This is a genomic window from Loktanella salsilacus (genome assembly GCF_900114485.1).
Classification (GTDB): domain Bacteria; phylum Pseudomonadota; class Alphaproteobacteria; order Rhodobacterales; family Rhodobacteraceae; genus Loktanella; species Loktanella salsilacus.
Genome location: NZ_FOTF01000002.1, coordinates 212,321 through 224,919, shown reverse-complemented (window position 1 = coordinate 224,919; position 12,599 = coordinate 212,321). Strand labels below are relative to the sequence as shown.

15 protein-coding genes are annotated in these 12,599 nt (G+C 62.6%); 2 read left to right on the top strand and 13 right to left on the bottom strand.

Annotated features, from left to right (window positions below; translation table 11 throughout):
- Nucleotides 1-58: 58 nt before the first annotated feature.
- The 3 genes from BM131_RS02570 to BM131_RS02560 all read right to left on the bottom strand — a co-directional run bounded on the left by BM131_RS02570 (nucleotide 59) and on the right by BM131_RS02560 (nucleotide 3,567).
- On the bottom strand, nucleotides 59-757 hold the full coding sequence (locus tag BM131_RS02570; protein WP_090185177.1) for a haloacid dehalogenase type II: 699 nt from the start codon (nucleotides 755-757) through the stop codon (nucleotides 59-61).
- Nucleotides 758-869: 112 nt separating this feature from the next.
- Nucleotides 870-2,681 (bottom strand): ABC-F family ATP-binding cassette domain-containing protein, encoded by a 1,812-nt coding sequence (locus BM131_RS02565; protein WP_090185175.1) that lies wholly within the window; start codon nucleotides 2,679-2,681, stop codon nucleotides 870-872.
- Between the two features lie 148 nt (nucleotides 2,682-2,829).
- On the bottom strand, nucleotides 2,830-3,567 hold the full coding sequence (locus tag BM131_RS02560; protein WP_090185364.1) for an RNA methyltransferase: 738 nt from the start codon (nucleotides 3,565-3,567) through the stop codon (nucleotides 2,830-2,832).
- Nucleotides 3,568-3,723: 156 nt separating this feature from the next.
- Here BM131_RS02560 and BM131_RS02555 point away from each other — a divergent pair, with 156 nt between their 5' ends.
- Nucleotides 3,724-4,347, top strand: a complete 624-nt coding sequence (locus BM131_RS02555; protein WP_090185362.1) for a thiamine phosphate synthase — start codon at nucleotides 3,724-3,726, stop codon at nucleotides 4,345-4,347.
- Between the two features lie 6 nt (nucleotides 4,348-4,353).
- Here BM131_RS02555 and olsA read toward each other — a convergent pair whose 3' ends face one another.
- From olsA to BM131_RS02540, 3 genes are all read right to left on the bottom strand, one after another.
- Nucleotides 4,354-5,148 carry a lyso-ornithine lipid O-acyltransferase gene (gene olsA, locus BM131_RS02550; RefSeq protein ID WP_090185172.1) on the bottom strand — a complete coding sequence of 265 codons (795 nt, stop codon included), beginning with the start codon at nucleotides 5,146-5,148 and terminating at the stop codon, nucleotides 4,354-4,356.
- Complete coding sequence (locus BM131_RS02545) at nucleotides 5,145-5,909, bottom strand: GNAT family N-acetyltransferase (protein ID WP_090185171.1); 765 nt, start codon at nucleotides 5,907-5,909, stop codon at nucleotides 5,145-5,147. Before BM131_RS02545 ends, olsA begins: the two co-directional genes overlap by 4 nt.
- A 141-nt stretch (nucleotides 5,910-6,050) precedes the next feature.
- Nucleotides 6,051-6,236, bottom strand: a complete 186-nt coding sequence (locus BM131_RS02540) for a DUF3553 domain-containing protein (protein ID WP_090185168.1) — start codon at nucleotides 6,234-6,236, stop codon at nucleotides 6,051-6,053.
- Nucleotides 6,237-6,269: 33 nt separating this feature from the next.
- On the opposite strand from BM131_RS02540, the gene BM131_RS02535 reads away from it, so the two are divergent.
- On the top strand, nucleotides 6,270-6,869 hold the full coding sequence (locus BM131_RS02535) for a histidine phosphotransferase family protein (protein WP_090185166.1): 600 nt from the start codon (nucleotides 6,270-6,272) through the stop codon (nucleotides 6,867-6,869).
- Here the strand turns inward: BM131_RS02535 and BM131_RS02530 are convergent.
- From BM131_RS02530 to BM131_RS02500, 7 genes are all read right to left on the bottom strand, one after another.
- Nucleotides 6,866-8,110, bottom strand: coding sequence for a glutamate-5-semialdehyde dehydrogenase (locus BM131_RS02530; protein ID WP_090185163.1), 1,245 nt, complete (start codon nucleotides 8,108-8,110; stop codon nucleotides 6,866-6,868). The two genes, BM131_RS02535 and BM131_RS02530, sit on opposite strands and share 4 nt — an antisense overlap.
- Nucleotides 8,110-9,231 carry a glutamate 5-kinase gene (gene proB / locus BM131_RS02525; RefSeq protein WP_090185160.1) on the bottom strand — a complete coding sequence of 374 codons (1,122 nt, stop codon included), beginning with the start codon at nucleotides 9,229-9,231 and terminating at the stop codon, nucleotides 8,110-8,112. Before proB ends, BM131_RS02530 begins: the two co-directional genes overlap by 1 nt.
- Nucleotides 9,219-10,265, bottom strand: coding sequence for a GTPase ObgE (gene obgE, locus BM131_RS02520; protein ID WP_090185157.1), 1,047 nt, complete (start codon nucleotides 10,263-10,265; stop codon nucleotides 9,219-9,221). The genes proB and obgE overlap by 13 nt, the downstream gene beginning before the upstream one ends.
- Before the next feature lie 20 nt (nucleotides 10,266-10,285).
- Entirely contained in the window at nucleotides 10,286-10,849 is a 564-nt protein-coding gene (locus tag BM131_RS02515; protein ID WP_090185154.1) for a GNAT family N-acetyltransferase, read from the bottom strand.
- Nucleotides 10,819-11,361, bottom strand: coding sequence for a GNAT family N-acetyltransferase (locus BM131_RS02510; RefSeq protein WP_090185150.1), 543 nt, complete (start codon nucleotides 11,359-11,361; stop codon nucleotides 10,819-10,821). The genes BM131_RS02515 and BM131_RS02510 overlap by 31 nt, the downstream gene beginning before the upstream one ends.
- A 112-nt stretch (nucleotides 11,362-11,473) precedes the next feature.
- Nucleotides 11,474-11,743 carry a 50S ribosomal protein L27 gene (gene rpmA, locus BM131_RS02505; protein ID WP_090185148.1) on the bottom strand — a complete coding sequence of 90 codons (270 nt, stop codon included), beginning with the start codon at nucleotides 11,741-11,743 and terminating at the stop codon, nucleotides 11,474-11,476.
- A gap of 12 nt (nucleotides 11,744-11,755) precedes the next feature.
- Nucleotides 11,756-12,436 carry a 50S ribosomal protein L21 gene (locus tag BM131_RS02500; RefSeq protein WP_090185145.1) on the bottom strand — a complete coding sequence of 227 codons (681 nt, stop codon included), beginning with the start codon at nucleotides 12,434-12,436 and terminating at the stop codon, nucleotides 11,756-11,758.
- Nucleotides 12,437-12,599 lie beyond the last annotated feature (163 nt).

Below are 12,599 nucleotides of genomic sequence, written 5' to 3'. Positions count from 1 at the left end.
GTGGGGGCGCTGCCCCCACACCCCCGAGGTATTTTTGACCAGAAGAAAGCGGACCCGGTTAAGTCGCTTGGTGCGCTGCGATGATTTGATCGGCGAGCTCGCCGAGACTTTGCGCGATGCAATCGGGTTGCGGCATGTCTGGCACATCAAGCGTGCTGTTGTGCGGGCGCGCGATAAAGGCACCGCTGCAGCCAAACGCTTGCGCGCCGATAATATCCCACAGATGGCAGGCCACCATGCACATGTGTTGCGGCTCCACCCCGTAGGCCTGCGCGACCATGTCATAGGTCTTGGGGTGCGGCTTGTAGACGTTGAGGTCGGCAATGCTGAAATTGCGGTCAAAGAAGTGGTTGATCCCCGCTTTTTCCAGCGGTGTTGGCGACGGCGATGGCGCAGAGTTCGTCAGCGTCACCAGCGTAAACCCGGCGCTTTGCAGTTTTGTCAGCGCGGGGGCCACATCGGGATAGGCGGGCATCGCAGTGATCAGCGACTTAAGCTCTGCGATATCGTCGTCCGTGATGGCCACGTCATGGTTCGCGCCGACCATCCGTAGCGTGCTGCCAGCAAGCGCGCCAAAGGGCGCGTAGCGGCCAGACAGGGTCAGGGCCTGCGAATATAGGATCAGTTCGGGAAACCATTCGCGCAGCACCCCTGTCCGACCAAACAGCCGCGCGAAAAGCGGCGCGAGCGTGGTGATGTCCAGCAGCGTTTCATTGACGTCAAAGACGATCAACTTGGTGGCAGTGGGATCAGACATCTTGGCGCTCCATGCTTTTGGCCTGCGGTTTCGCTTGGATTTCAAGCGGGTGCCGGGCTTTTGCAACATCTAGGCCAAGGCCGCGCGCAGGCAAACCCTGCGCGCGCGCCATTTAGCTTGCGGCTTTTTCTTCTAGCGCCAGCCATTCGGCCTCGACCTCTTCCAGCTTGGAATGGCGGTCGGTCAGCGCGTCGGTCGCTTTTTCGAACTTGACCGGGTTCTGTGTGAACAGATCAGGATCGGACATTAGCGTTTCCAGCTTGGCAATCTCGGCCTCGAGCCGGGCAATCACGCCGGGCAGCTCTTCCAGACGGTGCTTTTCGGTGAAGGACAGGCCAGTCTTGCGCGCGACAGCCTGCGGCTGCTTGCCCGACTTCGACAACTGCTTGCCGACAGAAGACGCCGCCTTGATCCGGTCGCCGCGCTGGTTCTGATAGTCGGTCCAGCCGCCGGCATAGACTGTCGCCTGCCCGTCGCCTTCCATCGCCACAGTCGTGGTCGCGGTGCGGTCAAGGAAGTCGCGGTCGTGGCTGACCAGCAGCACGGTGCCGTCGTATTCGCCCAGCAGGTCCTGCAACAGGTCCAGCGTTTCGATGTCCAAATCGTTGGTCGGCTCGTCAAGGATCAGCAGGTTGCTGGGCTTCGCCATCAACCGCGCCAGCAGCAGACGCGCCTTTTCGCCGCCCGACAGGGCACGCACCGGGGCGCGGGCCTGCGCTTCGTCAAACAGGAATTCCTTGAGGTAGCCAACGACATGCTTGGGAATGCCGCGCACCATGATCTGGTCGGCCTTGCCGCTGACGCCCATCTCTGGATCGTTCACAAGGTTGTCCCAAAGCGTCATATCGGGATCAAGCTGCGCACGCGTCTGATCGAACAGCGCGATTTCCAGATTGGTGCCCAGTTTGACTGTGCCCTCGTCCGGCTCAACCTGGCCCAGCAACATCTTGATCAGCGTGGTTTTTCCAACGCCGTTCGGGCCGACAAAGGCAATCCGGTCGCCGCGCTGGACGGTCAGATCAAGCCCCTGCACAATCGGCTTTTCGCCGAAAGATTTGAACAGACCAAACGCCTCGACCACCTTCTTGCCAGACGTCGATCCACCCTCGAACGCCATCGCAGCCGCGCCTTGGCGCTGGATCTGGCCCGCACGTTCGGCGCGCAGGTCCTGCAGTGCCCGCACGCGGCCTTGGTTACGCTTGCGCCGGGCAGAGATGCCCTCGACCGCCCAACGCGCCTCGGCTTTGATCTTGCGGTTCAGCTTATGGCGCTGCTGGTCTTCTTCTTCCCAGATCCGGTCGCGCCACGCCTCAAAGCCGTCGAAACCTTCCTCGGCGCGGCGGACCTCGCCCCGGTCGACCCACAGCGTCGCGCGCGTCAGATTGCGCAGAAACGCCCGGTCGTGGGAAATCAGAACATAACCGGCCTTGGTGGACTTCAGCTCGGCCTCTAGCCAGGCAATTGCTTCGATATCAAGGTGGTTCGTCGGCTCGTCCAGCAGCATCAGCTCTGGCGCTTCAGCCATCAGTTTCGCCAGCGCTGCGCGGCGCTTTTCGCCCCCCGATGCGGTCGCAACCAGACCTTGAGGGTTAAACTTCAGCCCCTCGGCCACCATCTCAACACGGTAGGCCTCGTCGATATCAAGGCCAGACGCGGCGTAGTCGCCAAGCGTCTCGAACCCTTCCATCGTGGGGTCCTGTTCCATGTAACCGACGCTGACCCCAGGGGCCGCGGTGCGCGCCCCCGAATCCGCCTCGATCAGGCCGGCCATGATCTTCATCAAGGTCGATTTGCCAGAGCCGTTGCGACCCACAAGGGCCACCCGGTCACCTGGCTGAACCACCATGGACAGGTTTTCAAAAATAGGATCGCCGCCAAACGTAAGCGAGATCTCGGAGAGCTGTAAAAGGGGTGCGCGTGCCATGCAGGCCTGCTACGCAAGGCCCGCGCAAAGCGCAAGCCCCTGCATCATCGTACCTTGCTTACAACGCACCCGGAAGCGGACCGCCGGCATTCATCTTGCCAAAAATACTCCCGCCGGAGGCACCTGCCCCGGCCCCAAGCTGTTCCGCTCAATCCTTATCCCGCCAGCGCACCATCTGCCGCATCATCCCGTGCATCATGCGCACGTCGTGGCTGGTCATTGGCATCCGGCTCCACAGATTACGCAGGTTCAGCTTCATGCTGTCTGCCTTGTGCTCTGGGTAAAAGAACCCCGCCTTTTCCAGCGTGTCTTCATAATGCTCGGCAAGTTTTTGCACTTCAATCGTCTCGGCCAATTCGGGCTGGCCAAAGGCTTCGCGCAATCCTGATCCTTGGCAACGCTGCCATTCATAGGCCGTCAACAACACGCATTGGCCAAGGTTCAGGGACGCAAACTGCGGGTTCACCGGGACCGAGATAATGGCATTTGCCTGCGCGACGTCGTCGTTTTCGAGCCCGGCCCGCTCTGGCCCGAACATCACCGCGACCTTTTCGCCGCGGGCGATGCGGGCGGCGGCGTCAGCCATCGCCTCTTCTGGCGTCAAAACAGGCTTGGTCAACTCACGCGGGCGCGCAGTGGTGGCATAGGTATAGTGGCAATCGGCCAGCGCATCCGCCGTGGTATCGAACAATTGCGCCTCGTCCAGCAGACGGCCCGCGCCGGACGCCATGGCGACGGCGCGTTGGTTTGGCCAGCCATCGCGCGGCGCGGTGATACGCATCCGGTCCAGCCCGAAATTCCACATCGCGCGGGCGGCGGCGCCGATATTCTCGCCCATTTGCGGGCGGATCAGGACAAAGGCGGGTTGGGGCGTGGTGCTGGGCATGAAGCGCTCCGGAAAAGTGATCCGGGTCTGATAAGCCGCTCGCGCGGCCAAGACAAGCAAGCCGCCCCCGTGATTTCACCGCGCAGGCAACCGCGACGTAGCCAAGCCGCGCAAAGAGCGTTAGAACGCGGCAACCTTCATACCCGGATGCCTGCTATGACCGACGCTGACGACCTGCCACAACTCTACCTGATCACCCCGACAGAGCTTGATCTGGATACCTACCCTGCCCGCCTTGCCGCCTGCCTTGATGCGCAGCAGATCGCCTGTGTGCGTCTGTCGCTGGCAACCCGGGACGAGGATAAGATCGGCCGCGCCGCCGATGCGATCCGGGCCGTCACATCAGAGCGTGATGTCGCCTTGGTGATCGAGCGCCACGTGCAGATGGTCGCCCGCCACGGTCTTGACGGTGTGCACTTGCTGGACGGCGCGCGGTCGCTGCGCGCAGTGCGCAAGGAACTGGGCGAAGACGCCATCGTCGGCACCTTCTGCGGCCAATCGCGCCACGACGGCATGACCGCGGGTGAATTGAACGCCGATTACGTCAGCTTTGGCCCCGTTGGGGAAACCGCCCTTGATGACGGCAGCCGCGCCACACTAGAGCTGTTCGACTGGTGGTCCAAGATGATCGAAGTCCCCGTCGTTGCAGAAGGCGCGCTGGATATCGAGCTGATCCGTGCCGTTAGCCCGCATGTCGATTTCTTCGGCATCGGGGACGAGATTTGGGGCACCGACGATCCCGCCCTGACTCTGCGCCAGATGATCGGCGCGATGTCCTGAACGGGCCTAAAGCGCGGATCTGACCTGATCGGTCAGATCCTGCGCCAGCGCCTTGCGATCCATCCCAGCCGCCAAATCACGCGGCGGATGATAGGTCACACGGACCTGCCCTTGGCTAGGCAGCGCCAGCGTCGCCAACAGATGCGGTGCGAAATCCATATCACCCCACCAGCCATAGGCGCGGCGGTCAGCGCCGTCCGGCGCCTTATAAGACAGCGTCACAGGCTGGACATGCATCCCCTTCGCAATCAGCGGCGCAAACAGGACTGGCTTGAACGGCAGCACCTGCGCGCCGTCACTGGACGTGCCCTCTGGGAAGAAGACCAGCGTTTGACCAAGCTCTAACCGCGCGGTCAGCAGGGCCACGTCCCGCGCCGCCGCCTTGCGGTCGCGGGTGACAAAGACTGTGCCCGTGGCGCGGGCCAGCCAGCCGATGCCGGGCCATTTCGCGACCTCTGCCTTGGACACAAAGACCACGCAGCCGCCCGCGTTCAGCACAAAGATATCCAGCCAGCTTATGTGGTTCGCCACCAGCGCGCCGCCTTGCGGCATGGGCGTGCCCTGCGTGATGCGCGGCAGGCCCATGAACCACAGCGCGCCCCGGCACACGCCCCGCGTGATATGTGGCGTCCACGGGCGGCGGGGGCCGTGAAATGCCGCCTCAAGCGGGCGCAAGGCCAGCAGCAGCCCGAGCCCGCCAAAGACCAGCGTGCCCATCGGCACGGCGCGGCGCAGCACGCGCAGCACGGCGCGGGGCGTCAGGGGGACATGCGCGGGCGGGTCCGCATCTTGCCAGGTCATCGCATACGCTCCGGCACGGCACGGGCGCGTTGGGCTGTCGTCATCAGCGTAGGGTCAAGGATCATGCACACGTCCACGGTGTTAAAGGCGGCGTCCACGCAAGCCCCCTCGCCCACAACGCCGCCAAGGCGCAGGTAGGCTTTGATCAGCGGCGGAATGTCCCGCAGCGCGGCTTTGCGATCGGTTGGGTCTTGCGCGGGCATCACCGCCGCGCCCGGCCCATGCGCCCGCGCGCGCAGATGCGCCGGGGCAAGGTGATGCTGGCGCAGATAGGCCAGCGGCGCTGATAGTGCTCTTGCGTCCGTGCCGTGGAACGACGCCACGCCAAACATGATCGCATCCCCGCGATCCGCTGCGATTTGCGCCAGCGCCGCAAACAGATGCATCATCGCCGGCCCGCCCCGATACGCGGGCAGCAAGCATGATCGCCCCAGTTCTAGCACAGGACGCCCGGTGGCCAGCAGCGGCGTCAGATCAAACTCTGGCGCCGCGGAAAAGCCGCCCGCCGCGGCAGCCTGCGCCGCTGACATCAGGCGATAGGCCCCCACGACAGGCGCGCCGGGCTGTGCGGTATCTTCCAGCAGCAAATGATCCGCGAAAGGGTCAAAGCGGTCGGCTTCTGTCTGGGCGGCGTGGTCGATCAGACCGCCGCAGGCCCCCAGTTCGCGCACAAAAACGCTATAGCGCAGGCGCTGCGCCGCAGCGATATCCTGCGCCGAGGCGGCAAGGCGGGTGCGAAACACTGGGCTGGGTTGGGTCATCGTCCGGTCCGCAGCGCCGGGCGTGTCCCGGCCATTACAGCGGGATATAGGGGGAGCGTTAAGGATTTGGAAACCAATTCAGTCCAGTTTGCAATCACGGCGATTGACAGATGCAGCGGCCTTGTTAGCGTAAGTCAGCGATTATGCTTGGTAAATTGGAACTAGAATGACCTTAGATCCATCCATCACCACTTTGCCGGCTTCCCGAAAGTTAACGGTGATGCGCCCGTTGATGTTGGATTGCACCTGCCCCGTGCCCCAATCGGGCGCATTGGGGTTCTGCACCAGCATCCCCGGTTCCAGCATGGCATTCATATCACCTGACATCGCAACATTCCTTAACAGCGCGAGGGCCGTATCATGACCAACGATTTGGCCACCTTGATCGGCTCTCGCATTTGCCACGACCTTATCAGCCCCATTGGCGCGATCAACAACGGGGTCGAACTGATGGCGCTGACCGGGGGGGCTGGCAGCGCGGAAATGGCGCTGATCGGGGATTCGGCGCAGAACGCCAGCGCCCGCATTCGGTTCTTTCGTGTCGCCTTTGGCGCGGCCCCGCCTGGCCAAGGGTTCGCGCGGCGCGAAGTCATCAGCGTGCTGTCGGACATCGCCGTTGGTGGCCGGATCAGTTATCAGTGGGAGGCGGCAGATGATGCCAGCCGCGCCGATGTCCGCAATTGTTTCCTGATTATGATGTGCTTTGAAACGGCGATGATCCATGGCGGCGATATCACGGTGCGCCGGGATGGGGGCGACTGGATCCTGACCGCGCAGGCCGAACGCCTGCGCTATGATACCGACCTTTGGGATGGGCTGAACGGCCGCCAACAGCCGGTCAAAACATCGCCTGCGCAGGTGCAATTTGCGCTGCTGCCGCAGGTCATGCTTGAAACCGGATGCCGGATGCAAATCGATCAGACTGAAACGTCGATCACAGTCAGTTTTCGATCGGCTTAAGGACGGACAGTGCCGTTGCCGGTGACCAGATACTTAAAGCTGGTCAGCTGCTCGGCCCCGACAGGGCCGCGTGCGTGCAGCTTGCCCGTTGCGATCCCGATCTCTGCGCCCATGCCGAATTCTCCCCCATCCGCGAACTGAGTCGAGGCATTGCGCAGCAGGATTGCGGAATCGAGGTGGCGAAAGAATTTGTCTGCCACGGCGTCATCCTCGGTCAGGATCGCATCGGTGTGGTTCGATCCATAGCGGCGAATATGGGCGATCGCATCGTCCACGCCATCGACGATCTTGGCCGCGATGATCATGTCCAGAAATTCATGCCCGAAATCGTCAGCCGTGGCGGCAATGGTGCCTTCGATCTGGGCGTCGCCATCGGCGTGCACCTCTACCCCGGCGGCCATCAGATCGCGGATCAGAACGCTGCCGTGGCTATCCCAAAAGGCGCGGTCGATCAGCAGGCATTCGGCAGAGCCGCAAATGCCCGTCCGCCGGGTTTTGGCATTCACCACCACAGCGCGGGATTTTTCCAGATCGGCAGCGGCGTCGACATAGACGTGGCAGATACCTTCGAGGTGGGCAAAGACGGGCACACGGGCCTCGCGTTGGACCAACCCGACCAGCCCCTTGCCGCCACGCGGCACGATAACGTCAATATAGTCAACGGCTTGCAGCATCGCCGTCACCTCGGCCCGGTCGCGGGTCGGGACCAGCTGGATCGCAGCCTCTGGCAAGTTGGCGGCGCGCAGGCCCGTGACAAGCGCGGCATGGATCGCAATGGACGAATGCAGGCTTTCCGACCCGCCGCGCAGAATCACGGCATTGCCGGATTTTAGGCACAGCGCGCCCGCATCGGCGGTCACATTGGGGCGGCTTTCGTAAATCACGCCAATCACGCCAATCGGCGTGCGGACGCGTTCGATGTGCAGACCGTTCGGGCGGTCCCAGGCGTCGATCACCGCGCCAATCGGATCGTCTTGCGCGGCCACAGCGCGCAATCCGTCACACATGCCCTGCACCCGCGCCTCGTCCAGCATCAACCGGTCCATCATCGCAGGCGACAGACCCTTTTCGCGGCCAAAGTCCATGTCCTTGGCGTTCGCGGCCAGAATATCGGCCCGTGTCGCCCAGATCGCATCGGCGGCTGTAGTCAAGGCCAACGCCTTGGCCTCGGGCGCCGCAGTCGCAAGGATCGTGGCGGCAGCGCGGGCAGCGCGGCCCATAGCGGTCATGGTGTCGGTCATCAGTGGCTCCTGTCTTGCAGTACCATATCGTCGCGGTGAATAAGTGCGGCGCGGCCTTTATACCCAAGGATTTCAGCAGCTTGCGCGCTGCGTTGACCCTTGATTTGCGCGGCCTCATGGCTGTTGTAGTTCGTCAAACCCAGCCCCAGCGGCGCGCCAGTGGTGGACACAATCGCCACGGGATCGCCCCGATCAAAGGTGCCGGTGATATTGGCAACGCCAGCAGGCAGCAGGCTTTTGCCGTCATGCAAGGCCGCGTCGGCACCCGCATCGACGATAAAACTGCCACGCGGCTTCATCGCGGCAATCCAGCGTTTGCGTGCGGCTTGCGGCGTGGTTTGGGCTGTGAACCATGTGGCGCGGGCATCTTTTTCGAGCTCCGCCAGTGGGTTATGCGGCGATCCTAATGTGATGCATAGGGCGCAGCCTGCCTCTGTCGCGACGCGGGCCGCCATGACTTTGGTCTTCATCCCGCCCTTGGACAGGCCAGAGACGGCGTCGCCCGCCATCGCCATGATGTCAGGCGTAATATGGGGCACGATGGCCAAATGCTGCGCGCTTGGGTCCGTCTGCGGGTTAGCGGTATACAGGCCGTCCACGTCAGACAGCAGCACCAACTGGTCTGCACCGACGGTCACGGCGACTTGCGCGGCCAGACGGTCGTTGTCGCCATAACGAATTTCGTCCGTGGCGATGGTGTCGTTTTCGTTCACGATGGGCACAACGCCAAGGCCAAGCAGCGTTTCCATCGTCGCCCGGCTGTTCAGGTAACGGCGGCGGTCGGTGGAATCGTCCAGCGTCACCAGCACCTGCGCGGTGACGATGCCCAGCGGATCCAGCACGTCCTGATAGGCGCGGGCCAGTTGGATTTGTCCAACGGCAGCAGCGGCTTGGCTTTGCTCCAGCGGCAGCTCTCCTGCCCCTAGACCAAGCACGCCGCGGCCCAACGCGATAGAGCCGGATGACACGAGGATCACGTCAGTGCCACGCGCACGGATGCGGGCGACGTCTTGCGCAAGAGAGGCCAGCCAATCGGCACGCAGGGCCCCGGTGGCGCGGTCGACCAGCAAAGCCGAGCCGATTTTGACCACCAAGCGCCGGGCGCTGGTTAGGGTTGCCATTGCTCGTCCTCGACGGGGGCTTCGGCAGCGATCCGGTCCCGCAGGCGGCCTTCGTCGATTTCGCCGCGCAGAGCACGCAGCACATCAGTCACGCCTTCGCCGCTGACGCCGGACATCAGCATCACAGGACCGCCAATGCTGGCTTCCATCTCTTCTTTCAAAAACGCGCGCTCTTCTGCGTCGAGCGCGTCGATCTTGTTCAGCACGGTGATGCGCGGCTTATCCGCCAAATCGCCGCCGTACTTTTCAAGCTCTCCGACGATGGTTGCGCAGTCCTGCATCGGGTCGCCAGAGGTGCCATCAATCAGGTGCAGCAACACGTTGCAGCGTTCAACGTGGCCAAGGAACATATCGCCCAGACCGCGCCCTTCGCTGGCGCCCTCGATCAAGCCGGGGATGTCAGCGACGACGAATTCGACGTTATCGACACCCACAACGCCAAGGTTCGGCACCAGCGTGGTAAAGGGATAATCCGCGATCTTGGGCCGCGCGTTCGATGTCGCGGCCAGGAAAGTGGATTTGCCAGCGTTCGGCATGCCCAGAAGGCCCGCGTCAGCGATCAGCTTCAGGCGCAGCCAGATCGTGCGCTCCACGCCCTCTTGGCCCGGGTTGGCGCGGCGCGGCGCTTGGTTCGTGGCGGATTTAAAGTGCAGGTTGCCCCAGCCGCCGTTGCCGCCGCGCGCCAGCACGATTTCCTGGCCAACTTCGGTCAGGTCGGCGATGACGGTCTCTTCGTCCTCGTCGATGATCTGGGTGCCGACGGGCAGACGCAGGATGATGTCATCGCCGGATTTGCCGGTCATCTGCTGGCCCATGCCATGCTGACCAGAGTGAGCGAAGAAGTGCTGCTGATAGCGAAAATCGATCAGCGTGTTCAGACCGTCCACGGCCACCGCGATGACAGAACCGCCATTGCCGCCGTCGCCGCCGTTCGGGCCGCCGTATTCAATAAATTTTTCGCGCCGGAAGGACACGCAGCCCGCGCCGCCGCCGCCGGATCGGATGTAGACTTTGCAAAGATCGAGGAATTTCATGGCAGGAGGCTTTCGGGCTGTTAAGCGCCGCTGTTACGCGACTTGGCGGTGTTTCTCAAGCCATCCCACGCAGGGCGCGTCAGGCGGTAATAATGCGACAGCACGGGATAGCCGCGCGCGATCGCCTGCTCGTACCGGGTGTGCCAATGGGTAAAGCCGAATGAGCAGAGCAGCTTGGCAGAGGCTGCGTTATCGGCCCAGACGCTGGCATTGATCACAGGGCAATTGTCTTGGCAAAAGGCGCGGTCCAGCGCCGCCGCGACAACAGTTTTGCCGATCCCGCGCCGCCAGTAATCTTGGTGGATCATATAGCCCAATTCGCCGCGAGTCACCGCGACAGAGCCAATAATCTTACCCGCCGCTTCAACGCCCCAAACGAATCCCTGCCCGGTGTAAGGGACACTGCGGGACGCGGTGAAGGCAAGGTTCGCGGGCCACGGCCAACCACCAAGCTGGCGCACAACAGGCCACTGGGCCGCGATGACGTGTAGATCTGCGATGTCTGACGGCGCGAGCGGCCGCAAGGTCAGCCGCTCGGTCTGGATGATGGGCGTTAGAGCCCCGTTTTCAGCATGTAGGTCCATGTTGGCACCAGCGCGTTGCGGGCGACCGAAAACGCCTCGGCGTCGCCCAGATAATCAAAGCCGCAGTTGGTCAGCACGCGGGCAGAGCCGGGGCTATCCTGAAAGGCTTCGGCGAAATATTGGCGCGCGTCGTGCGGATTGTTGGCCAGCAAGGTGCGCACGGCTTCGGTCGCAAAGCCCACGTTCCAAAAGGCCGGTGCGACCCAATAGAAGACTTCGGATTGGGCGCGGTCCATGCGCGCGAGCGAGATCAAGCCCAGCACTTCGGCGTGGCCAGCGTTGCTGCCGTCCATGACCCAGATGTCTTCGACCCGGTTAGGCTGGGACGCACGGACGATCATCGCCTCGATCACGCCGGGCGGTAGCGGGTGAGGAATGGAACGCGTGGCGCGGGCCAGCGCGCGGTCGGCGGCATACATCGAAATCAGGCCAACATCCGATGCGCGCAGTGGGCGCAGGATGAAACGGTCAGACACATAGGTTGGCTGGGCCGTAATTGGGGCTTCAATCATGGGTTTCGCTCCTCCTCAAAACCAATGAAGCACGCGTTAAAGTTGCGCGTGCAAAAACGCAAAAAGGGGGACCGGCTTGCGCCGATCCCCCTCTTGTCTTGGGTGTCTCGGCTTACTCTGCGGCCTCGGCCACGGGCAGCACGGAAATGAAGGTACGACCCTTCAGACCCTTGTGGAACTGAACGTTGCCTTCGACTTTTGCAAAGATCGTGTGATCCTTGCCCATGCCGACGCCGTCGCCCGGCCACATTTTCGTGCCGCGCTGACGCATGATGATGTTGCCCGGGATGACGACTTCGCCACCGAACTTTTTCACGCCAAGACGACGACCAGCTGAGTCGCGTCCGTTACGGGATGAACCGCCTGCTTTTTTGTGTGCCATGTGTCGGTCTCCTTACTTCGAAAGTTCTTTGGCTTGCTCGATCCAGCCTTCACGCTCGATCCGGCCTTTGAAAGACAGCTTCTCGCCGAATTCTTCGACTTCTGCGTCAGACCATGCTGCGATCTGGGCGAAGGTGGTGATGCCTTCAGCGTGCAGCTTCTTCTCCAGCGCGGGGCCAACGCCCGACAGCTGCTTCAGATCGTCTGCGCCAGCGGTCGCTGCAGCGGCCTTAGGTGCGGCGGCTTTGGCAGCCTTCGCAGGCTTTTCAGCCTTCTTAGCGGACGCGGCGTAGGCAGCAGCTGCACCAGCAGCGGCCAAAGCCACAGCGCCAGTTGCGAATGCGATACCGCGGCCGGTCAGTGCAGCACGGATGCCGGACTTGTCAGCGCCAGATTCCATGATGTCGCCGATGCGCACCAAGGTCAGCTGTTGACGGTGACCCTTTTTACGCTGCGAGCCGTGCTTACGACGACGCTTGACGAAGTTGATCGTCTTTGGGCCTTTGATCTGGTCGATCACGGTGGCTTTGACGCCAGCGCCTTCAACCAGCGGCGCGCCAATGCTGTCGCCGACCATCAGAATCTCGTTGAACTGGATTTCGTCGCCAGCTTGGGCGTCCAGCTTTTCAACACGCAACACGTCGCCCGACTGGACGCGGTATTGCTTGCCACCGGTCTTGAGAACCGCAAACATATGTCTTTCCTTTTGTCTTTCGCGTCGGTCAGGTCCCCGATCAAGGGCGTTTGTGGCCGTAGCCACCCGTCAACTGCGCGCCCGTGGGCGAATTCATGTATATATCCCGACAAGGGTCTTGCCGAGATGGCGGCTTATCGGGCCAATAGGGCATCATGTCAAC

What these genes read in the sequence shown, in the direction of transcription:
- BM131_RS02570 (WP_090185177.1), bottom strand. Translation starts at nt 757, where the DNA reads ATGTCTGATCCCACTGCCACCAAGTTGATCGTCTTTGACGTCAATGAA.
- BM131_RS02565 (WP_090185175.1), bottom strand. Translation starts at nt 2,681, where the DNA reads ATGGCACGCGCACCCCTTTTACAGCTCTCCGAGATCTCGCTTACGTTT.
- BM131_RS02560 (WP_090185364.1), bottom strand. Translation starts at nt 3,567, where the DNA reads ATGCCCAGCACCACGCCCCAACCCGCCTTTGTCCTGATCCGCCCGCAA.
- BM131_RS02555 (WP_090185362.1), top strand. Translation starts at nt 3,724, where the DNA reads ATGACCGACGCTGACGACCTGCCACAACTCTACCTGATCACCCCGACA.
- olsA (WP_090185172.1), bottom strand. Translation starts at nt 5,148, where the DNA reads ATGACCTGGCAAGATGCGGACCCGCCCGCGCATGTCCCCCTGACGCCC.
- BM131_RS02545 (WP_090185171.1), bottom strand. Translation starts at nt 5,909, where the DNA reads ATGACCCAACCCAGCCCAGTGTTTCGCACCCGCCTTGCCGCCTCGGCG.
- BM131_RS02540 (WP_090185168.1), bottom strand. Translation starts at nt 6,236, where the DNA reads ATGTCAGGTGATATGAATGCCATGCTGGAACCGGGGATGCTGGTGCAG.
- BM131_RS02535 (WP_090185166.1), top strand. Translation starts at nt 6,270, where the DNA reads ATGACCAACGATTTGGCCACCTTGATCGGCTCTCGCATTTGCCACGAC.
- BM131_RS02530 (WP_090185163.1), bottom strand. Translation starts at nt 8,110, where the DNA reads ATGACCGACACCATGACCGCTATGGGCCGCGCTGCCCGCGCTGCCGCC.
- proB (WP_090185160.1), bottom strand. Translation starts at nt 9,231, where the DNA reads ATGGCAACCCTAACCAGCGCCCGGCGCTTGGTGGTCAAAATCGGCTCG.
- obgE (WP_090185157.1), bottom strand. Translation starts at nt 10,265, where the DNA reads ATGAAATTCCTCGATCTTTGCAAAGTCTACATCCGATCCGGCGGCGGC.
- BM131_RS02515 (WP_090185154.1), bottom strand. Translation starts at nt 10,849, where the DNA reads ATGGACCTACATGCTGAAAACGGGGCTCTAACGCCCATCATCCAGACC.
- BM131_RS02510 (WP_090185150.1), bottom strand. Translation starts at nt 11,361, where the DNA reads ATGATTGAAGCCCCAATTACGGCCCAGCCAACCTATGTGTCTGACCGT.
- rpmA (WP_090185148.1), bottom strand. Translation starts at nt 11,743, where the DNA reads ATGGCACACAAAAAAGCAGGCGGTTCATCCCGTAACGGACGCGACTCA.
- BM131_RS02500 (WP_090185145.1), bottom strand. Translation starts at nt 12,436, where the DNA reads ATGTTTGCGGTTCTCAAGACCGGTGGCAAGCAATACCGCGTCCAGTCG.